This is a genomic window from Paraburkholderia sp. (assembly GCF_049581445.1).
Classification (GTDB): Bacteria; Pseudomonadota; Gammaproteobacteria; order Burkholderiales; family Burkholderiaceae; genus Paraburkholderia.
In genome coordinates this window covers 11,838-33,946 of the sequence record NZ_JBAURZ010000288.1, presented here as the reverse complement: position 1 = coordinate 33,946, position 22,109 = coordinate 11,838, and the positions used below count along the sequence as shown (strand labels likewise).

The 22,109-nt window shown below is 60.1% G+C and carries 19 protein-coding genes, 1 tRNA gene and 1 pseudogene; 9 read left to right on the top strand and 12 right to left on the bottom strand.

Features of this window, described 5'->3' with window-relative positions:
- The 3 genes from WCA85_RS23915 to WCA85_RS23905 form a co-directional block, all read left to right on the top strand.
- Positions 1 to 652 (top strand): DNA-processing protein DprA (locus WCA85_RS23915; protein ID WP_424067327.1); only part of this gene is annotated, 652 nt, incomplete at its 5' end.
- Positions 653 to 731: 79 nt separating this feature from the next.
- A complete protein-coding gene (locus WCA85_RS23910; RefSeq protein ID WP_424067326.1) occupies positions 732 to 1,109 on the top strand; it encodes a thioredoxin family protein in 378 nt (125 codons plus the stop codon).
- Positions 1,110 to 1,338: 229 nt separating this feature from the next.
- Positions 1,339 to 4,011: a DNA topoisomerase III gene (locus WCA85_RS23905; RefSeq protein WP_424067325.1), complete on the top strand. Its 2,673-nt coding sequence runs from the start codon at positions 1,339 to 1,341 to the stop codon at positions 4,009 to 4,011.
- 216 nt (positions 4,012 to 4,227) lie between these two features.
- On the opposite strand, the gene WCA85_RS23900 is transcribed toward WCA85_RS23905, so the two are convergent.
- Positions 4,228 to 5,322, bottom strand: coding sequence for a LysR family transcriptional regulator (locus tag WCA85_RS23900; protein ID WP_424067324.1), 1,095 nt, complete (start codon positions 5,320 to 5,322; stop codon positions 4,228 to 4,230).
- Between the two features lie 331 nt (positions 5,323 to 5,653).
- Entirely contained in the window at positions 5,654 to 7,510 is a 1,857-nt protein-coding gene (locus WCA85_RS23895; protein WP_424067323.1) for a phosphoenolpyruvate carboxykinase (GTP), read from the bottom strand.
- A gap of 387 nt (positions 7,511 to 7,897) precedes the next feature.
- Between WCA85_RS23895 and WCA85_RS23890 the strand changes: the two genes are divergently transcribed.
- A complete protein-coding gene (locus tag WCA85_RS23890) occupies positions 7,898 to 8,911 on the top strand; it encodes a D-2-hydroxyacid dehydrogenase family protein (protein WP_424067322.1) in 1,014 nt (337 codons plus the stop codon).
- A gap of 55 nt (positions 8,912 to 8,966) precedes the next feature.
- On the opposite strand, the gene WCA85_RS23885 is transcribed toward WCA85_RS23890, so the two are convergent.
- Both WCA85_RS23885 and WCA85_RS23880 read right to left on the bottom strand, forming a co-directional pair.
- A complete protein-coding gene (locus WCA85_RS23885; RefSeq protein WP_424067321.1) occupies positions 8,967 to 9,833 on the bottom strand; it encodes a patatin-like phospholipase family protein in 867 nt (288 codons plus the stop codon).
- Positions 9,834 to 9,928: 95 nt separating this feature from the next.
- Positions 9,929 to 10,333 (bottom strand): PaaI family thioesterase, encoded by a 405-nt coding sequence (locus tag WCA85_RS23880; protein ID WP_424067320.1) that lies wholly within the window; start codon positions 10,331 to 10,333, stop codon positions 9,929 to 9,931.
- 202 nt (positions 10,334 to 10,535) lie between these two features.
- On the opposite strand from WCA85_RS23880, the gene WCA85_RS23875 reads away from it, so the two are divergent.
- Positions 10,536 to 10,611 (top strand) — tRNA-Lys (locus WCA85_RS23875).
- A gap of 80 nt (positions 10,612 to 10,691) precedes the next feature.
- Here WCA85_RS23875 and WCA85_RS23870 read toward each other — a convergent pair.
- The 6 genes from WCA85_RS23870 to cadR form a co-directional block, all read right to left on the bottom strand.
- Positions 10,692 to 11,486, bottom strand: a complete 795-nt coding sequence (locus tag WCA85_RS23870) for an ABC transporter substrate-binding protein (RefSeq protein ID WP_424067319.1) — start codon at positions 11,484 to 11,486, stop codon at positions 10,692 to 10,694.
- Positions 11,487 to 11,654: 168 nt separating this feature from the next.
- Entirely contained in the window at positions 11,655 to 12,509 is an 855-nt protein-coding gene (locus WCA85_RS23865) for a carbon-nitrogen hydrolase family protein (RefSeq protein WP_424067318.1), read from the bottom strand.
- Positions 12,510 to 12,519: 10 nt separating this feature from the next.
- Positions 12,520 to 13,674: a pyridoxal phosphate-dependent aminotransferase gene (locus WCA85_RS23860; protein WP_424067317.1), complete on the bottom strand. Its 1,155-nt coding sequence runs from the start codon at positions 13,672 to 13,674 to the stop codon at positions 12,520 to 12,522.
- 348 nt (positions 13,675 to 14,022) lie between these two features.
- A complete protein-coding gene (gene dbpA / locus WCA85_RS23855; RefSeq protein ID WP_424067316.1) occupies positions 14,023 to 15,441 on the bottom strand; it encodes an ATP-dependent RNA helicase DbpA in 1,419 nt (472 codons plus the stop codon).
- A gap of 21 nt (positions 15,442 to 15,462) precedes the next feature.
- Positions 15,463 to 15,648, bottom strand: coding sequence for a hypothetical protein (locus WCA85_RS23850; RefSeq protein WP_424067315.1), 186 nt, complete (start codon positions 15,646 to 15,648; stop codon positions 15,463 to 15,465).
- A 108-nt stretch (positions 15,649 to 15,756) separates the two neighbouring features.
- The gene (gene cadR / locus WCA85_RS23845; RefSeq protein WP_424067314.1) at positions 15,757 to 16,188 is read right to left on the bottom strand and encodes a Cd(II)/Pb(II)-responsive transcriptional regulator; all 432 of its coding nucleotides are present in this window, start codon (positions 16,186 to 16,188) and stop codon (positions 15,757 to 15,759) included.
- Between the two features lie 122 nt (positions 16,189 to 16,310).
- Here cadR and WCA85_RS23840 point away from each other — a divergent pair.
- The 3 genes and pseudogenes from WCA85_RS23840 to WCA85_RS23830 all read left to right on the top strand — a co-directional run.
- Positions 16,311 to 16,499 (top strand): annotated as a pseudogene (locus WCA85_RS23840) (hypothetical protein); the annotation flags it as partial.
- Positions 16,500 to 16,753: 254 nt separating this feature from the next.
- Positions 16,754 to 18,274, top strand: coding sequence for an aldehyde dehydrogenase (gene adh / locus WCA85_RS23835; RefSeq protein ID WP_424067313.1), 1,521 nt, complete (start codon positions 16,754 to 16,756; stop codon positions 18,272 to 18,274).
- A 65-nt stretch (positions 18,275 to 18,339) separates the two neighbouring features.
- Positions 18,340 to 18,732: a DUF779 domain-containing protein gene (locus WCA85_RS23830; protein WP_424067312.1), complete on the top strand. Its 393-nt coding sequence runs from the start codon at positions 18,340 to 18,342 to the stop codon at positions 18,730 to 18,732.
- Between the two features lie 100 nt (positions 18,733 to 18,832).
- Here the strand turns inward: WCA85_RS23830 and eutC are convergent, their stop codons facing one another.
- Together eutC and WCA85_RS23820 are read right to left on the bottom strand one after the other, a co-directional pair.
- Complete coding sequence (eutC, locus tag WCA85_RS23825) at positions 18,833 to 19,633, bottom strand: ethanolamine ammonia-lyase subunit EutC (protein ID WP_424067311.1); 801 nt, start codon at positions 19,631 to 19,633, stop codon at positions 18,833 to 18,835.
- Positions 19,630 to 21,024 (bottom strand): ethanolamine ammonia-lyase subunit EutB, encoded by a 1,395-nt coding sequence (locus WCA85_RS23820; RefSeq protein WP_424067310.1) that lies wholly within the window; start codon positions 21,022 to 21,024, stop codon positions 19,630 to 19,632. The genes eutC and WCA85_RS23820 overlap by 4 nt, the downstream gene beginning before the upstream one ends.
- Positions 21,025 to 21,182: 158 nt before the next feature.
- On the opposite strand from WCA85_RS23820, the gene WCA85_RS23815 reads away from it, so the two are divergent.
- A complete protein-coding gene (locus WCA85_RS23815) occupies positions 21,183 to 22,046 on the top strand; it encodes an AraC family transcriptional regulator (protein WP_424067309.1) in 864 nt (287 codons plus the stop codon).
- The last annotated feature ends 63 nt before the right edge of the window (positions 22,047 to 22,109 follow it).

The following is a 22,109-nucleotide window of genomic DNA, read 5'->3' as shown; positions in this document are numbered from 1 at the left end:
GATCGGCACCGGTGCCGATCTGGTCTATCCAGCCGCGCACCAGCCGCTCGCGCGGCAAATCGCGGCCGCCGGGAGCATCGTTTCCGAGTGGCCGCTAGGCACGCCCGCACGCGCCGCGAATTTCCCTCAGCGTAACCGGCTGATCGCGGCACTGGCTGGCGGCGTACTGGTTGTCGAAGCCGCGATGCGCTCCGGCTCGCTGATCACAGCGCGACTTGCCAATGAAATGGGGCGGGAGGTGTTCGCGCTGCCTGGTTCGATCCATGCGCCGCTGTCGAGGGGTTGCCACCGGATGCTCAAGCAGGGCGCCAGACTCGTCGAAACCCCGGAGGAAATACTGGAAGAGTTGGGTTTTGCCCCACCGCCAAAGGTAGGGAGCGCTAAGTCGACGCCCGGCAAGGGCACCCCGGCCGAACCCACGCCGTCGACAGGCACAGCGCTCGCCCCAGTGGCGACGGCCGCTACCGACCTCGGGCCCGACGCCCATGCGCTGCTTGCCGCGCTTGGTTACGCCCCGGCTACGCTTGAAATGCTGGCCGCCCGCACCGATATGCCGGACGCAACGTTACAAAGCACGCTGTTGCAGCTGGAACTGGCTGGCCAACTAACCGTCCTGCCAGGCGGGCACTTCACGCGAGCGAGCCACGCCTGAGATCGTGGTCGGTCACGGTCAAATCCGCGCCATGCTACATTCGCGCCAAAGCACCTGACAAAGTACGCAAGGAATCCTGATGCCCGCGCTGAATCTCGACACCGACCAAGACCGGATCGCCGAGCGCGTCAACGACCGCGACACGCTATTCGTTGCCTGCCTGTGCGCGCAATGGTGCGGAACCTGTCGCGACTATCAGGCGGCATTCGACCAACTGGCTGACAGGCACCCAGATATCTGTTTCGCATGGATCGATATCGAAACCCATGCGGATCGTTTTGACGACCTAGATGTAGAAAATTTTCCTACGATTCTGATAGAGGACAGCGTAACCACCCGCTTTTTCGGAACGGTGCTGCCGCACGCAGCGATCGTCGAGCGGATGCTTGCCGACTTCACCACGCTGCCGGGTGTGACCGGCGCACCGAAGTTACGGCCGGCTCTCGCGGTGGCCTGAAACACGCGGTATTTGACCGGCCAGCTTGCGGAACGGGCGTTGCGGGCAGGCTGCAACGCGCGCGTCGCCGCTTGCTCAAGATATAGACGCGCAACTATGATGAGCCGCTTTTTCTGGCACTTGAGACGTGCTTTCAGCGCCGTGTGCTATAAAGCGGTCGTTAATGGGTCGCAAGCCTTGGGGTCGCAAACCCGGGTCTCAACCCGAATTTACCAACTCACATCCAGTCATGTCCAAAGCACTGATCATCGCCGAAAAGCCCTCCGTCGCGAACGACATCGCGCGGGCTTTAGGCGGTTTTACCAAGCATGACGAATACTACGAAAGTGACGATTACGTCCTTTCCTCGGCAGTCGGCCACCTGCTGGAAATCGCCGCGCCGGAAGAATACGAAGTCAAACGCGGCAAATGGAGTTTCGCCAATCTGCCCGTTATCCCCCCGCATTTCGACCTCAACCCGATCGCAAAAAGCGAGTCGCGGCTGAAGGTGTTGAGCAAGCTGCTCAAGCGCAAGGATGTCGAGCGTCTAATCAACGCCTGTGACGCGGGGCGTGAGGGCGAACTGATTTTCCGCCTCATCGCGCAGCACGCCAAAGCAAAGCAGCCGGTGCAGCGTCTGTGGCTGCAGTCGATGACGCCCGCCGCGATCCGCGACGGCTTTGCCCGTCTGCGTAGTGACGAGGAAATGCAACCGCTCGCCGACGCTGCCCGCTGCCGCTCGGAAGCCGACTGGCTGGTCGGCATCAACGGCACGCGCGCCATGACCGCGTTCAACAGCAAGGGCGGCGGCTTCTTTCTGACCACCGTCGGGCGCGTCCAGACGCCGACCCTCTCCATCGTCGTGGAGCGCGAAGAGAAGATTCGCCGCTTCGTGCCGCGCGACTATTGGGAAGTGAAAGCGGAATTCGTCTGCGCCGCCGGCTTTTACGAAGGCCGCTGGTTCGACCCGAAATTCAAGCGCGACGAGTTCGATCCGGAAAAACGCGATTCTCGACTCTGGGCGCTGCCTGCCGCCGAAACGATCGTCGCTGCGTGTCGCGGCCAGATCGGCACCGTCACGGAAGAATCGAAACCGACAACGCAACTGTCGCCGGCACTCTTCGACCTGACGAGCTTGCAGCGTGAGGCCAACGGCCGCTTCGGTTTCTCGGCGAAAAACACGCTCGGCCTCGCTCAGGCGCTGTACGAACGGCACAAAGTCCTGACCTATCCCCGTACCGACGCGCGTGCGCTGCCGGAAGACTATATGGATACGGTCAAGGAAACCTTGGGCATGCTCAAGGAGAGCAACAACTATCTGCCGTTCGCCAAGCAGGTTCTCGACAAGGGCTGGGTGAAGCCGAACAAGCGCATCTTCGACAACTCGAAGATCAGCGACCACTTCGCAATCATCCCGACACTGCAAGCGCCGAAGAATCTGTCAGAGCCGGAGCAGAAACTCTACGACCTGGTCGTGAAGCGTTTCCTCTCCGTGTTCTTCCCGGCAGCCGAGTACAAGGTGACGACGCGGATCACAGAAGTGGTCGGCCATCACTTTAAGACTGAAGGCAAGGTGCTGGTTGAACCGGGCTGGTTGCAGGTTTATGGCCGCGAGATCAGCGGTGAAGACGCCAATCTCGTGCCGGTGCAGAAGGACGAGAAGGTCAAGACCGACAAGATCGCCGCTCAGCAACTGGTCACCAAGCCGCCCGCGCGCTACAACGAAGCCACCTTGCTCTCCGCCATGGAAGGCGCGGGCAAACTGGTCGAAGACGACGAACTGCGCGAGGCGATGGCCGCCAAGGGTCTCGGCACACCGGCCACGCGTGCGGCGATCATCGAAGGCTTGCTCGGCGAGAAATATCTGATCCGTGAAGGCCGCGACCTGATCCCGACTGCCAAGGCGTTCCAGCTCATGACGCTGTTGCGCGGGCTCGGCGTCAAGGAATTGACCGCGCCCGAGCTGACGGGCGAGTGGGAATACAAGCTCTCGCAGATGGAGCGTGGCAACCTGCCGCGCGACGCTTTCATGCAGGAAATCGCCCGCATGACGCAGACCATCGTCAAGCGCGCGAAGGAATACGATTCGGACACCATCCCCGGCGACTACGCGACGCTGCAAACGCCGTGTCCGAATTGCGGCGGTCAGGTGAAGGAAAACTACCGTCGCTTTGCGTGCTCAAAGTGTGAGTTCTCCATTTCGAAGATTCCGGGTGGGCGGCAGTTCGAAATCGAGGAAGTCGAAGAACTGCTGAAGAACAAGACCATCGGGCCGCTGTCGGGCTTCCGCAGCAAGATGGGGCGGCCGTTTTCGGCGATCCTGAAGCTCTCGCTGGACGACGAGATCAAGAATTACAAGCTGGAGTTCGATTTCGGCCAGGATTCGGGCGGCGAAGACGGCGAGGCGCCGGACTTCTCCGAGCAGCAACCGGTAGGCGCCTGTCCCAAGTGCAAGGCTCGCGTGTTCGAGCACGGCATGAGCTATGTTTGCGAGAACTCGGTGGCTAATCCTAAGACCTGCGATTTCCGTTCGGGCAAGGTGATTCTGCAGCAGGAAATCTCGCGCGAGCAGATGGCCAAGCTGCTGGAAGAAGGACGCACCGATCTGCTGACGAACTTCAAGTCGTCGCGCACCGGCCGCAACTTCAAGGCGTTCCTCGTCAAGCAGAGCGACGGTAAGATCGGCTTCGAGTTCGAGAAGAAAGAGCCGTCGGCCAAAACGGCTGCGAAGACTGCTGCCAAAACAGCCGCTAAAACCGCGGCAACAGCCGGAGCGGATGCGGATTCGGACGACGACGAAGTGACGACGGAGAAAGTAGCACCGGCCCGCAAGGTCGCGGCGAAGAAGGCTCCGGCAACGAAAACCCCCGCAGCCAAGAAAGCGCCTGCGAAGAAAGCGGCAGCACGCAAGACGGGTTCGTAATCGATCCGGCACGCGCACCCGTTGCGGCAGTCGCCGCGGCGGGTTCCGCGAGGTAAGACGCATAACGACGCACGTTGCAAGACGTACCGGCCGAATCAAACAAAAAGGCGCGACCACTTCAGTGATCGCGCCTTTTCTTTTCAACGGCCGCGCCAGACCCACAGACGGCGACAGCCTGGCGCAAGCGCCCAAAGCACCGCACCCGCTGCCGTCAGATCACAGCGGTGACAGCGCAGCAGGCCGGTTACGCGGCGGTGTTTTCGCCGGAAGCTTCGGCGAAATCTCACTATCCAGAAGTTGTGACAGCGGCTCGGCGCCATCGAACGCTTCCGGCGGCATGATTTCCGACGACGGCGCATTGACCAACGATCCCGGACGCCCTTGGCCATCCTTGATCCATTGCTCACCGAGCTGGCTATTCGGCGTCTGGCTGAAATGCTCGACCAGGTGATCGATAAACGTGCGCACCTTGGCCGGCAGGTGGCGGCGGCTCGGATACGCAATGTTGATTTCGACTTGCGGCAAACGGTATTCGCCCAGCAGACGCACCAATCTGCCGCGCGTCATATCGCGGCCGATCAGGTAGCTCGGCAGAATGGCAATGCCCATGCCCAGCATCGCGAACTGCCGCAGCATTTCGGTATTGTTGGCAACGATCACGTTGGTGGGACGTACGCGAACCTCACCATCCGGACCTGTGAAAACCCGCTCGTCGCCCCAGTACTCTGACGGCAGCGACAGACACGGATGCTCCAGCAGATGCTCTGGGCGAGTCGGCGTGCCGTGTTTTTCCAGGTAGGCGGGCGTTGCGCATACGGTCATGCATCCGGTGGTCAGGCGTCGCGTGACGATACTCGCGCTGCGCATCTGCCGCGCGATCACCACACCGACGTCGAAACCTTCTTCGACCAGATCGACCTGGCGGTCGACCAGCGTCACATCGGGAATCACTTTCGGGTAGCGCTCGGCGTAGGTTTGTAGTACCGGTGCAAGGTTGTGCAGCCCGAAGACCACCGGCGCCACGATCCGCAAGGTGCCAACGGGTTCGTGATTGCGCGCCACCACCATTTGCTCGACGTCTTCCAGTTCGTCGAGAATCTGGCGGGCGCGTTCCAGATAAACCTGCCCTGACTCGGTGAGCGAGAGGCTCCGGGTTGTACGGTTGAGCAGACGGGTGCCGAGGCGACCTTCGAGGTCGGCTACATGGCGGGTGGCGACTGCGTTGGAGATATCCATTGCGCTGGCCGCGCGGGCGAAACTGCCGAGATCCGCCACTCTGACGAAAACTCGCATCGACTGCAAATGATCCATGAGACAACTCCTGCCGTGTTACAGCTTCCTGACAAAACAGTTTTAGCCAGCAAAGCGAACTTGGGATTCTCCTACGACTCGTGAATCCGTGCAGAAGTTGCCCAAGAAGGGCGTTTTTCGCTAGTTTTCTTATCACCTTGCCGCTTAGTGGGGTGCAAGCAAGGTGATTGTTCCTTTATTGGAAACAATATGCTGCAACGCACCCGAAACTATATTCGCGGACGGAACAACGGACAAGACATTTTGCAATTGCTGAAAACCCTCCCATGCACGGCAAAACGAAAAAACCGCCCGAAGGCGGTTTCGTGAATGGGAGTGAATACTCACATGATCATGTCGTGAGTCGCCCTTCGAATGCCGACTTGGTGTCATGCAGTGCCGCCGGCAAGTTTTGCTGCAACGTGTCAAACAACTCTGCGTGTAGTGCCAGTTCGGCGCGCCAGGCGGCATCGTCGACGGAAATGACCTGCTCGAACTGCGCCTCACTGAAATCGAGGCCGCGCCAGTCGATATCCTCGTAGTGAGGGGAGACGCCAAACGCGTGCTCCTCGCCTTGAGCCGTTCCTTCGATGCGTCCGACCATCCAGCTCAGCACGCGCATGTTCTCGCCGAAACCCGGCCAGACGAACTTGCCGTCCGGACCCTTGCGAAACCAGTTCACGCAGAAAATCTTCGGCACCTTGGCGTTGAGCTGTTCGAGCTGCTGCCCGGTTTTCAGCCAATGGCCGAAGTAATCGCTCATGTGGTAGCCGCAGAACGGCAGCATCGCGAATGGGTCACGCCGCACCACACCTTGCTTACCGGCCGCCGCGGCAGTCGTCTCCGAGCCCATGGTCGCGGCCATGTAGACGCCTTCGACCCAGTTGCGCGCCTCCGTGACGAGCGGCACGGTGGTCGAGCGGCGCCCGCCAAAAATGAACGCGTCGATCGGCACACCCGCCGGGTTCTCCCAATCGGCGTCAATCGACGGGCACTGCGCGGCCGGCGCCGTAAAACGCGCATTCGGATGCGCCGCCTTGCGCCCGGTCTCTTTCGCGATCGCGGGCGTCCAGTCTTTGCCCTGCCAGTCGATCAGATGGGCAGGCAGATCATCGGTCATGCCCTCCCACCAGACGTCGCCGTCGTCGGTCAGCGCGACGTTCGTGAAGATGACGTTTTGCTTCAGCGTGGCCATTGCGTTGAAGTTGGTCTTTTCGCTGGTGCCGGGCGCAACGCCGAAATAACCAGCCTCCGGATTGATCGCACGCAGACGGCCATCCGGGCCCGGTTTGATCCACGCGATATCGTCGCCGATAGTCGAGATGATCCAGCCGTCCAGTCCTTGCGGCGGAATCAGCATGGCGAAGTTGGTTTTGCCACAAGCAGACGGAAAGGCCGCCGCGACGTGATACTTGCGCCCTTCGGGCGACGTAACGCCGAGAATCAGCATGTGCTCGGCGAGCCAGCCTTCATCGCGGCCCATCGTGGAAGCGATGCGCAGCGCGAAACACTTTTTGCCCAATAAGGCATTGCCGCCGTAGCCCGAGCCATAGCTCCAGATTTCGCGCTCTTCGGGGAAATGGACGATGTACTTGGTCTCGTTGCACGGCCACGGCACGTCGCCCGCGCCCGCAGCCAGCGGCGCGCCCACCGAGTGCACGCAAGGCACGAAATCACCGTCCGTGCCGAGCACGTCGTACACCTTGCGGCCCATGCGCGTCATGATGCGCATGTTCGTCACCACGTACGGGCTGTCGCTCAACTCAACACCAATATGCGCGATCGGCGAGCCGAGCGGGCCCATCGAGAACGGCACGACGTACAGGGTACGACCGCGCATCGCGCCATCAAATAGACCGTCGAGCGTGGCGCGCATCTCCGCCGGCTCGATCCAGTTATTCGTGGGACCCGCATCTTCCCGACGTTGCGAACAGATAAAGGTGCGATCTTCGACGCGCGCAACGTCTGACGGATCGGACCAGGCGAGATAAGAGTTCGGCCGTTTCGCCGGATTGAGTTTGCGCAAGGTACCGGCCTCGACCATCTGGGCGCAAAGCCGGTCGTATTCTTCCTCGGAGCCGTCGCACCAGACAACCTGATCCGGCTTGGTCAACGCCGCGACGCGGCCAACCCAGTCGATCAACTTGCGGTGCTTGACCCAAGCCGGGGCCTGAATGGCAGAAAGTCCTGCAAAGGAGGGATGATTCATCGAGCTGTCTCCGTTTCGTTCGTAAGCAAAAAGAAAAACGGTACGAGCCCAGACACGCTGCTTTGCGAGAGGCGTCAATCCAGTTGCGCCAACCTGCGGGCGCTCGATTGTGCAGATCGTGATGGGCCATACAGCCTGTTGCCGGGCGTCTGCCGTACGCGCCCAGACGTGCTCTCTGCAACCTTCTGTAAAGCGGCTTGCATCGACACGCAACAAACTGTTAAAAACGATGTCATTCTTGCCTTAGCGTCAGGGGCCATCTGTGCGGCACTTTTTACGATAAGGCATCCATCCAAACCGGCGTGTGATCTACCTCACATGTTGGGACACTCTGCTTAACACTCCGTTCCGCGCCGAGATGGTGCGCCGCAAAAAAACACCCAGACTATGAAGATTGCCATCCTCGACGATTACCAAGACGCCGTTCGCAAGCTCGACTGCTTTCAGTTGCTGGCTGACCAGGACGTCAAGGTGTTTAACAACACCGTCCGTGGCCTCGGGCAATTGGCAAGCCGGCTATCGGAAGTCGACGCGCTGGTATTGATCCGCGAACGTACCCGTATCAACTCGCAACTGCTGGACAAGCTCCCGCATCTACGCATGATCAGCCAGACCGGTAAGGTGGCGGGCCACATCGATCTGGCCGCCTGTACCGAACGCGGCATTGCCGTACTCGAAGGCAGCGGCTCGCCGATCGCGCCCGCTGAACTGACCTGGGCTCTCATCATGGCGGCGCAGCGGCGTATTCCGCAATACGTAGCAAACCTTAAGCAAGGAGCCTGGCAGCAGTCGGGGCTGAAGACCTCTGCGCTGCCGCCGAATTTCGGTTTGGGTCAGGTGTTGCGCGGTCAGACGCTGGGGATCTGGGGTTACGGCAAGATTGGACGCATCGTGGCCGGATACGGCAAGGCGTTCGGCATGAATGTGCTGGTCTGGGGGCGCGGAGCCACGCTAGAAGCCGCGCGCGAGGACGGATACAGCGTGGCCGAAAGCCGCGAAGCGCTGTTCGAACAGAGTGACATTCTGTCGTTGCATCTGCGTCTGCACGACGACACGCGCGGCATCGTCAAGCAGGATGATCTGTTGCGCATGAAGCCAACCGCGCTGCTGGTCAACACGAGCCGCGCCGAACTGCTGGAAGAAAACGCGCTGGTGAACGCACTCGCGCGCAACCGGCCGGGGATGGTTGCGATCGACGTCTACGAAAGCGAGCCGATCCTGCAGGGCTATAGCCTGCTTCGCATGGAAAACGTGATCTGCACGCCACACATCGGATACGTCGAACGCGAGAGCTACGAGCAGTATTTCACCGCGGCGTTCAAGAACATCCTGGCGTTCGATGGCGGGGATACGTCTAGTGTGGCGAATCCTGAGGCGCTGCACGGCGGGCGTCGACGCTAACGAACGCTTTGGGAGATTGACGCGTCGCGCCGCGACGCGCCAGATTTCCTCGCGATCAGCCGTGCGCGGCGGCGTCAACCAGTTGGGGCATGTGTTGCAGGAAAGTCTCGCCGTCGGTACGACCGAGGTTATAGGCGTGTTGCATCTGCGACGGGCTGGTGTAATCCCAGCTTGAGATGGGCACCTTGCGCGACGGTTGCACATACAGCCGCTGCTGCGCGCCGTGGGGCACCACGAACATCTGCGGCCTCGGATAGAGACGCGTCACCATCACGAGCACATTGCCTGGCGTCTCATCGAGTGCGCCGACCGGCACGTTGTCCACCATCCCACCGTCCAGCACAGGCCGCCCATTGCGCCGCATCACCGGGGTGAACGGCGGCGTGCAGGAAGACTGCAGAATCAGATCAGCGAGATCCTCGACGCTCGCGCAATCCTGCGCACGGACGAATTCTGGGTGGAAGCCGAGCGTCTGTCCCAGCGTAGGATGCAGCGTTTTGCGAACATACTTCTCGATGTTGTAGGCAATCAGGCCCGCCGCGACTGCGCTGCGCGCGCCCAGCCAGCGCGGCAGGTGCGACACGCCAATGCGGATTTCGGGCGCCTTTGCGAGCGTCGCGAACCGGTCGCTGTAGATATCCAGCAATGCTTTGCGGTAGATCCGGTAGTGCGGAAATACCGACTCTCCGCGCAGGAGATTGCCCCAGTAGGCGTTCTTGGTGTTGTGGCGCAATGCTTCCTGGTAGTAACGCATGACCCAGTCGGAATCGCGCATGTAAAGCATGCACGCGGTGGCTGCCCCAGCGGAGATGCCGGCGATTACGCGCGGCCGGATTGCCAGTTCCGGTTGCACGACGTCCCAGAATCCGGCTTGCCACCAGCAGCGATTGCCGCCGCCCGCGAATACAACCTGATCGAACATCGTTCCGGGTTCCTTTTCCTTGGAATGTTATGCGCCGCGCCTCCCGTGCGACCAGGCGCCCGGCACCGCTGCCGCTGCCGCTGCCGCTGACGGAGTTACGAGAGCAGCGCGTAGGTGGTAGTGGCGTGGACGGCCATCTTGCCGTCCTCATCGAACAGTTCGACCTCGCCGAATACCAGATTGCGGCCCATTCGCAGGACGCGGGCGGTGATCAGCACGTCGCCTTTGCGTACCGCGCGCATGAAATTGATGTTCAGCGATACGGTGGTCATCGGCTTGAAGCCGTCGAGCGCTGCGGAAATGGCGACGATCATCGCCGTGTCGGCGGCCGCCATGAAGACCTGGCCGCAAATCACGCCGCCCGAGTGGCGCAGTTCGCCGGAAAAGGGCAAACGCATCGTGGCGCTTTCCTCGTCGACCTTGACGGGGGTCAACGCAAGCGTGCGCACCCACGGCGCCAGCACGCGGTCAAGCAACTCACCTATCGCTTTGTCGTCCATCGTTTGTCCCCGTTTTAGGCCACGCAACGCTTCAGGCGGCATGGTTGGCGACATCATACCGGGAGGTGGGTCAATGCGCGTTTTTGCGATCTCCCCGAATGGGGATCGGGGAGTGCCGGCAAGCGTCACAGATTTTTTTAAGAAATCTGCTAAAGGGGACTAGGCAAGTCCTAAAAACTCCTGCATAATTCGCAGTCTCTTTGGGGCGTTAGCTCAGCTGGTAGAGCAGCGGACTCTTAATCCGTAGGTCGACAGTTCGAATCTGTCACGCCCCACCAAAGAATTTAGAAGGGTTCCGAGCAATCGGAACCCTTTTTCATTTCTGGCGCCGTAGCTACCGTTGAAGCAACCCCAAGCCCTACTTCACCGAAACATCAATATTCCCAAAATACTTCTGCGCCAACGTCTTCACCGTACCATCAGCCTGCAACCTGGCAATCGCCGCATTTAACCGATCACGCGACTTGGTGTCGTCTTTGCGAAGTCCGAACGCAATGCCACTGCCGAGAATCTTGTCATCACGCACCGGCTGCCCGACAAAGCCGAAGTCCTTGCCATCAGGACGCGACAGAAAGCCTGTTTGCCCCGCCGGCGCGAGCACTAGCGTTGCGTCCAGTCGCCCCGAGACCAGGTCCGCGTAGATCTGGTTCTGATCCTGATACGACACCACGCTCACACCCGCGCTTTCCCAATGCGCCTTCGCGAAGGTTTCCTGAATCGACGCCTGCAGCACACCAACACGTTTGCCCTTCAGCGATTCAGGCGTCGGTAAGAGGCCGCTATTGCTCTTCGCAATCAACTGACTCGGCACGCGGTAGATGATGCTAGTGAAGTCGATCGCTTGACGGCGTTTCTCGGTGGCATTCATCGCCGAATTGATCGCGTCGAACTTGCGACCTTCGAGCGCGGGGATCAGGCCATCGAACGAGGTCTCGACCCATTTGCAACTCAGATGCGCGGTCGCGCAGACCGCATTGCCGATGTCGACATCAAGCCCCTGCAACTCACCGTTCGGCCCTTTGGATTCAAACGGGGGATATTGTGCTTCGAGGCCAAAGCGCAGCGTGCCGGTATCGGCAGCGAACGCGGTTAGGGACACTGACGCGGTCGTCATCACCCAGGCGAGTGCAAGCAAAGTCTTGAGCATTTTCATTGTTGATCCCCTTACGTTCCATTTGAGTTCACTTCGAGGCCGCAGGTCCAGATTCCTGATTGCGGATCCGACAGACGGCGGCATTGAATTCGCTAACGGCCTACGCATGACCAGCGGCGGCGCAGGTAGATGCAGCCAGGCGCAAGACCACGCCTGCTTGCCGCGCGCCTACGTGCGCGACACGTCCGGCGGTGTGCTTAAACGCCGGTGGTCCAGCACAGGCAAGCGACCGCGCACCTCCTCCAGCACGCGGCGTTCAAGCGTGGCGATGGCAACACCAGGCTCATCATCGTGACGCGCCAGCACCTCACCCCATGGTCCAATGATCATACTGTGGCCAAAAGTGCGCCAGCCGTTTGGATGCGTACCGCATTGGCCCGACGCTAGTACATAGGCCTGGTTCTCCACGGCGCGGGCGCGCAACAGCAACTCCCAATGCGCAAGACCTGTGGTGTGCGTAAACGCGGCGGGCACCGCGATCACATCGGCGATCGGCCACACACGATACAACTCTGGAAACCGCAGGTCGTAGCACACCGAAAATCGCAACGTGCCGAACGGTCCCTGCACAGTGCCAACGCTCTCGCCGCCCACCATCGTGTCGCCTTCGGCGTGCTGTTCGGCGCCCTGATTAAAGCTGAACAGATGAATCTTGTCGTAGCGCGCGCTGCACTGCCCCTCAGGATCGAACATCAGTGCCGTGTTGTACGCGTGCGTGCCAATTTGCGGGCCGTTTGCCGGGCGGATCGGCACCGTGCCGCCAATCAGCCATGTACCCGTATCGCGCGCGAGTTGTGCAAGCGCGTGCTGGATTGGCCCGTCGCCGAACGCCTCGGCAAGCGCCACGCGCTCGCTTTCCTCACGACCAATCCAGCAAAAGTATTCGGGCAAACAGATCAGCGTCGCGCCTGCTTGCGCGGCCTGCTCGACCCAGCGGCGCGCTTGCGCGAGATTGTGCGTTACATCGTCCGTGCTGCTCATCTGCACGACTGCGGCGACGAGCGTCTCCTGCATCTCACTCATGCGTTGCCCCTCAAATCTCACACAGCCGGCGCGCGCCTTCAATCAGCGTCGCGTCGTCCTTCGAAAAGCTCAGTCGAATCAAACCTCCGTCCGTGCCATCCGTATAAAACGCCGACAACGGAATCGTCGCTACGCGGGCATCGCGAATCAGCCGCAGCACGAAGTCGCTATCGCTTTCGTCGGAGAAGCCGCGAAACCGTGCAAGCATGAAGAAGCTGCCTTCACTCGGCAGCAGTTCAAAACGCGATTCGCGCAACGCATGCGCCAGCAAATCACGTTTCTGCTGATAGAACGCTGACAACCCAAGATAGCTCTCCGGTTTGGCCAGCGCTTCCACAAACGCGTATTGCATCGGCGTGTCCGCAGAAAACACCATGAACTGATGAACCTTGCGGATCTCGTCCATCAACTCGGCTGGTGCGAGGCAATAGCCAACACGCCATCCAGTCACGTGAAACGACTTGCCGAACGACGAAACGATCACGCTACGCTGCGCCAGTTCGGCATGCCGCGCCATGCTGTGATGCTTCGCCCCGTCAAATACGACGTGTTCATACACCTCATCGGAGAGGATCACGATATCGGTGTTGCGCGTCACTGCTTTGAGGCGTTCGATATCGGCTTCACCGAACATGGTCGCCGTCGGATTGTGCGGCGTGTTGATGATGATCATGCGCGTCTTCGGCGTGATCGCTGCGGACACCTCGTCCCAGTTCACCCGAAAATCCCCCGGCGAGAGCTTGATGGGCACGGGCGTCGCGCCTTGCAGACGGACGATCGGCGCATAGCTGTCGAAAGACGGCTCGAAGTAGATCACTTCATCACCCGGATGCACGAGCGCGCTGATCGTTGAATAGAGCCCTTCGCTGGCACTCGCGATCACGGTGACTTCGGTGGCGGGGTCGTAGCGCGTGCCATATAGCGTCTCAACCTTGCTGGCAAGGGCTTCACGTAGCGCGCCGATGCCGGCCATCGGCGCGTACTGATTGTGTCCCGCACGCATGGCCTGCGCTACGCCTTCAACCAGCTTTGGATCTGGCGCGAAGTTCGGCGCACCTTGCGAAAGGTTCAGCGCTTCGTGCTGAGCGGCTAGTTGACCGATCACGGTAAAGATCGTCGTGCCTACATCAGGCAGTTTCGAGCGGGCGTGCAAGGCGCTCTGCATAGCGGTTTCTCCATCTGACGGCGAGGCTGCGGGGCGCCTGTGAACAGGGCACTCCAGCCGGTTTAATGATTAGGCATCAGCCGGCGCGCGGTCACAATCGATACTTTGTCATGCGCGGCATGCGTTTACGTCATGGCAGCGGGCGGGCCGCACTTATCGGGCGGGAGCCGCTTGTGCGTAGGCCGGGCAGGAGGAACAGTGAAATAAAGAGAGGATGTCGAGCGCGCTGCAAACGCGCTGACGTATGACGAAACGTGATGGTGTTGAAGGTTAATGCACTTACGCAAAGAACGGCCGGGCCGGCGCGGTGTGATCCGGGCGGCCCCAACTGCTCGCGCCACCTCATGCTTACTCGTCCATCAACCGCACCTTCACTTTCTTGCCTTTCACCTTGCCGGCGCTCAGCTTGCGCAATGCTTCGCGCGCCACACTGCGTTCGATCGCGACGTAGGTCGAAAACTCGGTGACGTTGATCTTGCCGATCTGCGAACCCGCGAAGCCCGCGTCGCCGGTGAGGGCGCCCAGCACATCGCCGGGCCGGATCTTTTCCTTGCGGCCGCCGAGAATCTGCAGCGTTTCCATGGGCGGCAACAGCCGCTCATTGCTAGTGGACGTGAGTTCCGACAGCGGATGCCATTCCACTTCACGCCCTTGCGCTTGTTCCAGACTGCCCACGCGGCCCATCTCGTTCATGCTCGACAGACTCAGCGCCCAGCCTTCCTGATCGGCGCGGCCCGTGCGGCCAATACGATGCACGTGCACCTCAGGGTCCGGCGTCACGTCGACGTTGATCACCGCTTCGAGTTGCGCGATATCGAGGCCACGCGCCGCGACATCCGTCGCCACCAGCACTGAGCAGCTCCGGTTCGCAAACTGGATCAGCACCTGATCGCGTTCACGCTGGTCGAGTTCACCATGCAACGCGAGCGCATGAAAGCCTTGCGCACGCAGAACATCGAGCAAATCGCGGCACTGCTGCTTGGTATTGCAGAATGCCAATGTACTGACCGGCCGATAGTGATTCAACAGCAGACCGACGGCGTGCAGACGACCGTCCTCCGTCACTTCGTAGAAGCGCTGACGAATCTTGCTGTCGTCGTGGCGCTCTTCCAGCTTCACTTCCTTCGGACTGCGCAGGAATTGCTGGCTCAGCTTGCCGATACCGTCCGGGTACGTCGCGGAGAACAGCAGTGTCTGCCGCTCTTTCGGACATTGACGGGCCACGGTAGCGATATCGTCGAAGAAGCCCATGTCGAGCATGCGGTCGGCTTCGTCGAGCACCAGCGTGTTCAGCGCACCCAGTGCGAGACTGCCGCGCTCGAGGTGATCCATGATGCGCCCCGGGGTACCGACGACGATATGTGCGCCTTGCTCGAGGCTCGTGGTCTGCGGACGCATCGGCGTGCCGCCGCACAGCGTCAGCACCTTGATGTTCTGCTCGGCGCGCGCGAGGCGGCGAATTTCCTGCGTTACCTGATCGGCAAGTTCGCGGGTCGGGCACAGCACCATGGCCTGCACGGCAAAGTTGCGTGCATCAAGACGGGCCAGCAGTGCCAGCGAAAACGCGGCGGTCTTGCCGCTGCCGGTTTTAGCCTGGGCGATTAGGTCATGGCCGGCCAGCGCGATCGGCAGGCTGGCGGCCTGGATCGGCGTCATGTCGACATAGCCGAGCTGGGTGAGATTGGCGAGCGTCGCGGGCGGCAACGGCAGCAGGCTAAACGGCTTGCTAGGCGGCGCGGCCGCGGTGGTTTGAGTGGGACTGTTCATGTGTCGATGGCTCAGGTGGGCTTACAGGAAAGGACGGCCTTCGATCTGCTCGTAGACCACTGAGCCATCGTCCGCGTCGAAGCGCTCGACGTAATTGCGGGCGCCGCACATCGGGCAGCGGAACAGGAGCCCTTGGCCCTCGTTCTTGATCACGACATCCGACTCTTCCCACCGCGCTTCGCAGGACTGATTTCTACACTTGAACACGTTGATTCTCCAGCTTCGATTCGTTTGTTTATTGGTTCAACTGCGCTGAGCGTTGCGCCTATGCGGCAAGATCTGAGCAGTCTGAATTCCTGGGGACGCAGCGCCCGCTCAACCCAGATGGGTATGCCGCGAACGGGGCGCGCTCACTTCCTTGTCGGCCAATCCGTGGACGATGCCGCAATCTTCGACCGCCTGTTCGGTCTGGCATTGGTCACGCAAAGTCGTCAACTGCGCTTTCAACTGCCTGAGTTCATCGATCCGCGTATCGACGTGAGCAATGTGCTCGTCGATCAGCGCGTTAATCTCGCCGCAGCCTTCAGCCGGCGCGTCCGTCAGACGCAGCAGGGCGCGGATCTCATCATGCGTCATATCGAGCGCGCGGCAGTTGCGGATAAAGCGCAGGCGTTCGACGTGCCGCGCCGTATAGCTGCGGTAATTGGCTTCGGTGCGGTCCGCTTCGGGCAACAGGCCCTCTTTTTCGTAAAAGCGGATGGTTTCGGTCGTGCAGTGGGCAATCTTCGCGAGTTCGCCGATTTTCATGGACCCTCCGGATTGCGGCCTTGACCTTGTAGTGGCTTCAAGGTGTTTACTAGACCACAAATCCCGCAAGGAAGCCACCATGCAACACGCCAGCCACTCCAAAATGGGACATCACGAATACGATTCGACCGTTCATCCAACTCTCGCAGGCGACGCATTCGGCGCTGGTGCAGAACATCACCTTGGCGCTTGCCGTGAAAGCGCTGTTTCTGACGCTGACGCTAATGGGCTACGGCACGATGTGGATGGCCGTCTTCGCTGACGCGGGGGCGAGCCTGCTGGTAGTGGGCAACGGCTTGCGGCTACTGCGCACGCCAGCGCTGGGCGCCCGAAGAACCGCACGTTGCTCCGATTTTGAACACCCTGTGAACAGCCTGTTCACAAACGTGACGTGCCACCCGTTCTCGCGTTGAACACTTCCCCAGACGAAGCATCTTGTCGATGCGCTCCAAACCTGATCCGGTCCCCCATTCGCGCGCATTGGCACGCTTCTGGCGTATGCAACTGGCGGCAAGCGGAACACCGCGCCGGGTACAGACCATTCAAACATGTGAGGAGCAGACAGATGAATCATGCAGAGATGCAGTTTCTGACCACCGAATTCCCGTACAAAAAGCAGTATGAGAACTTCATCGGCGGTGCATGGGTGAAACCGGTTGGCGGCGAATACTTCGACAACATCTCGCCGATCACCGGCGAGCCGTTCACGTCGATTCCGCGTTCGCGCGAGGCCGATGTCGAACTCGCACTCGACGCCGCCCATCGCGCCAAGACAGCCTGGGGCAAGACGTCAACCACGGAACGCGCCAATATCCTCAATCGCATCGCGGACCGGATGGAAGCGAACCTGCAGCGTATCGCCGTAGCGGAGACGATCGACAACGGTAAGCCGCTGCGCGAAACCATGGCTGCGGATATTCCGCTTGCCATCGACCATTTCCGCTATTTCGCAGGTGCGGTCCGCGCGCAGGAAGGCTCGATCTCGCAGATCGACGAGGACACGGTTGCCTATCACTTCCACGAACCACTAGGCGTGGTCGGGCAGATCATTCCGTGGAATTTCCCGATCCTGATGGCCGTGTGGAAACTGGCCCCCGCTCTGGCCGCGGGGAACTGCGTGGTGCTGAAGCCGGCCGAGCAGACGCCCGCTTCGATCCTCGTGCTGCTTGAACTGATCCAGGACTTGCTACCGCCGGGCGTGATCAACGTAGTCAATGGTTTTGGCCTTGAAGCGGGTAAACCGCTTGCGTCGAACAAGCGCATCTCGAAGATTGCCTTTACGGGTGAGACAACCACGGGCCGCCTGATCATGCAGTACGCGAGCCAGAACCTGATTCCGGTGACGCTCGAACTCGGCGGCAAGAGTCCCAACATTTTCTTCGCTGACGTGATGGATCGTGACGACAGCTTCTTCGACAAGGCACTCGAAGGCTTCACCATGTTCGCGCTGAACCAGGGGGAGGTGTGTACCTGTCCCTCACGCGTGCTCGTCGAGGAAAAGATTTACGACAAGTTCATGGAGCGCGCGCTCAAGCGTGTCGAGGCCATCGTACAAGGGCATCCGCTCGATACGAAGACCATGATCGGCGCGCAAGCCTCGCAGGAGCAGCTTGAAAAAATCCTGTCATATCTGGACCTCGGCAAGCAGGAAGGCGCTGAATGTCTGACCGGTGGCGAACGCAATCCGCTCGACGGCGAACTGAAGAATGGGTACTACATCAAACCCACCGTTTTCCGTGGCCACAACAAGATGCGGATATTCCAGGAAGAAATCTTCGGCCCAGTGGTGTCGGTCACGACCTTCAAGAACGAAGACGACGCGCTGGAGATCGCCAACGACACGCTGTACGGCCTGGGCGCCGGCGTCTGGACACGCGACGGCACACGCGCCTATCGCTTCGGCCGCGCAATTCAGGCCGGACGCGTGTGGACGAACTGCTATCACGCCTATCCGGCGCATGCCGCCTTTGGTGGCTACAAGCAATCGGGCATTGGCCGTGAGAACCACAAGATGATGCTCGACCATTACCAGCAGACCAAGAATCTCCTCGTCAGCTACAGCGAGAAGCCGCTCGGCTTCTTCTGAAAGCGACGTTCCTGACGGGCGGGCCGCCTGGTGCGGCTCGCTCTCTTTTTTGAGGAGGACGCATCATGGCTGAGAAGGAAGTGGAACGCGTGATGGTGACGCCCGCGGCGGCGGAATTGATCGGCAAGTTAAGGGCTGAACATGGATCGATACTTTTTCATCAATCGGGTGGCTGCTGCGACGGCAGCGCACCGATGTGCTTTCCGACCAATGAATTCATGGTCGGCTCATCCGATGTGAAACTGGGAACGATTGCGGAAGTGCCGTTCTACATGAGCGAATCGCAATTCGAGTACTGGAAGAACACGCAATTGATCATCGACGCCGTGCCCGGCAACGGCGGCATGTTTTCGCTGGAACGGCCCTCGGGGTTGAGGTTTTTGACACGCTCACGACTTTTCGAAGATGAGGAGATTGCCTGGCTGGAGTCGCATCCGGTTGAACACGTAGTCGCGTGATGCACCGTGCGGTGCCTCTGTGCCGAAGCGCAAGGCACTTGTACTTGTGCTGTTTGTTTGAAACCTGACGGGTAACGAAGCACGGTGCCATCGTGCTTCGCTATTTTTTATCGGGCAGCGCGGCGATCGCAGCCGTCGACTCGTTGGGTGCGCTTTCGAGCAACGCGTCGCTATCGTCTTTCAGTCCCACGCCAGTCAATCCGAGGCGACGGGCATGTGTCAGCAGATAGTGCAGCTTGTGAGCTGCCGCCGCGTAGTTCAAACCTTCAGGCCGCACATTAGAAATGCAATTGCGTTGCGCGTCGCTACAACCCACCTTCGGCGCATACGTCAGGTAGATTCCGAGGCTGTCCGGTGAACTTAACCCTGGACGTTCGCCAATGAGCATGACTACGAGTTTCGTCCGCAATAGTTCGCCAATCTCATCGCCCAACGCTACCCGCGCTTGACGCGCCACCACGACGGGTCCGATTTTCCAGTCCGTAAGACGCGCAACGACATTCTGCAACAGCGGAATGGATTGCTTCGACGCGGCAAAGGCCGAGAGTCCGTCCGCAATCACAAACACCACTTCCGGCGGCTCAATACCGTTTTGCTGGAGCAACGTGCGGCTCTCATCGGATAAACGCCGTCCGAGATCCGGACGCCGTAAATAATGCTCACGGTCGGGCGCCGCGCTGTGCACATCGAGCGTCGTATAGCCGTTCGCTCGCAATTGCTCGTGCAGCACATCGGTATCGAGCGGATGATGCACCGCGTCGCGTGCCTGCGCATGGGACAGATTGAATGCAAGCAGCGACTCGGTCGGCAGGCTGCTGCCTGCGCGGCCCAAAGCGATGCGTGCATTGGTGAATTGACGCAACGCGCTCCATGGGTTCTTTTCGAGGAAGTCGTTGCTCATGCGATCCCCATCCATTCGCGTGCACCTTCCAGCAACGGTTGCTGTGTCGCGCCGTTGAGCAGGACACCGTGCGTATCGGTGATTTGCATCGACTCCAGCCATTCCTCGAATTCCGGCGCACGTCGTAAGCCCAACACATCCCGCACATACAGCGCATCGTGGAAAGAAGTGCTTTGATAGTTAAGCATCACGTCGTCCGCACCAGGGACACCCATGATGAAGTTGATGCCCGCGACGCCGAGCAGCGTCAGCAGGTTATCCATATCGTCCTGATCCGCTTCAGCGTGATTCGTATAGCAGATGTCGCAACCCATCGGCACGCCGAGCAGCTTGCCGCAAAAATGATCTTCGAGGCCAGCACGCGTGATCTGCTTGCCGTCATAGAGATACTCCGGGCCAATGAAGCCGACTACCGTATTCACCAGGAACGGATTGAACTTGCGCGCAACGGCATACGCGCGCACTTCGCAGGTCTGCTGATCGACACCGTGATGGGCATTCGCCGACAACGCGCTGCCCTGCCCGGTTTCGAAATACATCAGGTTATTGCCCACTGTCCCGCGATTGAGCGAGAGCCCCGCTTCATACGCGTCTTGCAGGAGCGCCAGTGAAATGCCGAAGCCCGCGTTGGCTTGCTCAGTGCCGGCAATCGACTGAAATACCAGATCGACCGGTGCGCCTTTGCCGATTGCGGCAATCGTGTTCGTGACGTGCGTCAATACGCACGATTGGGTCGGCACGTTGTACCGCTGCCGGAACTCGTCCGTCATGAGCAGCAGCGTGGTGATCGCGGCGAGGCTGTCGGTGGCCGGGTTGATGCCGATCATCGCGTCGCCACAACCGTACATCAGGCCGTCGAGCATCGAGGCCGCGATGCCTTTGACGTCGTCGGTCGGATGATTCGGTTGCAGACGCACCGACATGTGGCCCGGCAAACCCACTGTATTGCGAAAGCGCGTGATCACGGGACGCTTGCGCGCCGCCACAATGAGATCCTGATTGCGCATCAGCTTGGAGACAGCGGCGACCATTTCAGGCGTCAAGCCAGCCGTGACGCGCGTGAGCGCAGCGGTATCCGTCTCACTGCTGAGCAACCAGTTGCGAAAATCGCCAACTGTCAGATGCGATATCTCGGCGAAGGCTTCCGCGGAATGGTCGTCCATGACGAGACGCGTGACCTCGTCGCTTTCGTACGGAATCAAGGCTTCGTTCAGGAACGCGCGTAGCGGCACCTGCGCCAGCGCCATCTTCGCGGCGACACGTTCCTCTTCACTGGCGGCCGAGATGCCGGCAAGCTGGTCGCCAGAACGCAGCGGACTGGCCTTCGCCATCAGCGTTTTCAGATCGGCGAATCGATATGTGCGACTACCGATGATCTCCGTATAGCTCATCTGTGCGGCTCCATCGCCGTTGCGTGCGCAACGGCCTCGTTGGTCAGTCTTCGAGCAATGCGTCTGCAGGCGTTCTTTGGCGATGATGATGCGCCTGGATGGGGCAGATAAATTCGAGCACCCGCATTCCAACGCTATCCATCACGATACCGCCAAACATGAACATCGTCACCACGTCGACCGGCAGCGTCGGATACGGCCACTGGCTGCATCACCAGGCACGGTGCGCGAGACGGCAAGCCCAAACCCGATGGTATTGGGCCATTAATCGCGAAATAGCGTGCCTGTCGCCGTATCACTGGCACCGGATTTATCAGGCGATGCACGGCGAATCGGTCGCGACAACAGTACGCAGGTTGCGATTGCACCGTGCAGCCGGGTATCTGGCGAACGGGTCAATGCCGATTGCAGAGATTGCTGAGCGCTCTGGATACAGCAGTTTGCAGTCGTTTTCACGAACCTTTCGCGCGGTGTTCGGGATGCCACCCACGCAATATCGCAAACAGGGTACCCATAACCGGTTCCGGCCGGCTCAATCAGGAGGCGATCACATGACGATGCGCGAGGTGGTGATTCGGGACGTGCCGGCGATGCAGGTTTTCACCGTCGATCACGTGGGTTCGTATATGCAGATCGGCAAGGCTTTTGATGCGTTGATGGGCTGGCTTGCCGCACGCAACCTGCTTGTGCCCGAGATGAGGATGATCGGGATTTATTACGACGACCCGGGAATTGTGCCGGAAGCGGAGCTAAGGTCGAAAGCGGGAGATGAGTTGCCAGGCAGCGTCGAGATTGCCGCACCTGTTTCCATCACCCACGTGCGCGGCGGTCAGTATGCAGTGTTCCTGCACAAAGGACCGTACGCCAATATGGCTGCGGCGTACCAATGGCTGTATGGAGAATGGCTGGTGCAATCGGGACACGAAGCGGCAGACGCGCCTGTGTTCGAAATGTATCTAAACAACCCTAAAGTCACAGCGCCGTCTGAACTGTTGACGGAGATCTGCTTGCCATTGGCCTGACGCAGATGATGCCGCGCATGTGCTGCGTCTTTGCGCAATCTGACTGTGACGAAGCGTGCGCGT

What these genes read in the sequence shown, in the direction of transcription:
- WCA85_RS23910 (WP_424067326.1), top strand. Translation starts at nt 732, where the DNA reads ATGCCCGCGCTGAATCTCGACACCGACCAAGACCGGATCGCCGAGCGC.
- WCA85_RS23905 (WP_424067325.1), top strand. Translation starts at nt 1,339, where the DNA reads ATGTCCAAAGCACTGATCATCGCCGAAAAGCCCTCCGTCGCGAACGAC.
- WCA85_RS23900 (WP_424067324.1), bottom strand. Translation starts at nt 5,322, where the DNA reads ATGGATCATTTGCAGTCGATGCGAGTTTTCGTCAGAGTGGCGGATCTC.
- WCA85_RS23895 (WP_424067323.1), bottom strand. Translation starts at nt 7,510, where the DNA reads ATGAATCATCCCTCCTTTGCAGGACTTTCTGCCATTCAGGCCCCGGCT.
- WCA85_RS23890 (WP_424067322.1), top strand. Translation starts at nt 7,898, where the DNA reads ATGAAGATTGCCATCCTCGACGATTACCAAGACGCCGTTCGCAAGCTC.
- WCA85_RS23885 (WP_424067321.1), bottom strand. Translation starts at nt 9,833, where the DNA reads ATGTTCGATCAGGTTGTATTCGCGGGCGGCGGCAATCGCTGCTGGTGG.
- WCA85_RS23880 (WP_424067320.1), bottom strand. Translation starts at nt 10,333, where the DNA reads ATGGACGACAAAGCGATAGGTGAGTTGCTTGACCGCGTGCTGGCGCCG.
- WCA85_RS23870 (WP_424067319.1), bottom strand. Translation starts at nt 11,486, where the DNA reads ATGAAAATGCTCAAGACTTTGCTTGCACTCGCCTGGGTGATGACGACC.
- WCA85_RS23865 (WP_424067318.1), bottom strand. Translation starts at nt 12,509, where the DNA reads ATGAGTGAGATGCAGGAGACGCTCGTCGCCGCAGTCGTGCAGATGAGC.
- WCA85_RS23860 (WP_424067317.1), bottom strand. Translation starts at nt 13,674, where the DNA reads ATGCAGAGCGCCTTGCACGCCCGCTCGAAACTGCCTGATGTAGGCACG.
- dbpA (WP_424067316.1), bottom strand. Translation starts at nt 15,441, where the DNA reads ATGAACAGTCCCACTCAAACCACCGCGGCCGCGCCGCCTAGCAAGCCG.
- cadR (WP_424067314.1), bottom strand. Translation starts at nt 16,188, where the DNA reads ATGAAAATCGGCGAACTCGCGAAGATTGCCCACTGCACGACCGAAACC.
- adh (WP_424067313.1), top strand. Translation starts at nt 16,754, where the DNA reads ATGAATCATGCAGAGATGCAGTTTCTGACCACCGAATTCCCGTACAAA.
- WCA85_RS23830 (WP_424067312.1), top strand. Translation starts at nt 18,340, where the DNA reads ATGGCTGAGAAGGAAGTGGAACGCGTGATGGTGACGCCCGCGGCGGCG.
- eutC (WP_424067311.1), bottom strand. Translation starts at nt 19,633, where the DNA reads ATGAGCAACGACTTCCTCGAAAAGAACCCATGGAGCGCGTTGCGTCAA.
- WCA85_RS23820 (WP_424067310.1), bottom strand. Translation starts at nt 21,024, where the DNA reads ATGAGCTATACGGAGATCATCGGTAGTCGCACATATCGATTCGCCGAT.
- WCA85_RS23815 (WP_424067309.1), top strand. Translation starts at nt 21,183, where the DNA reads ATGAACATCGTCACCACGTCGACCGGCAGCGTCGGATACGGCCACTGG.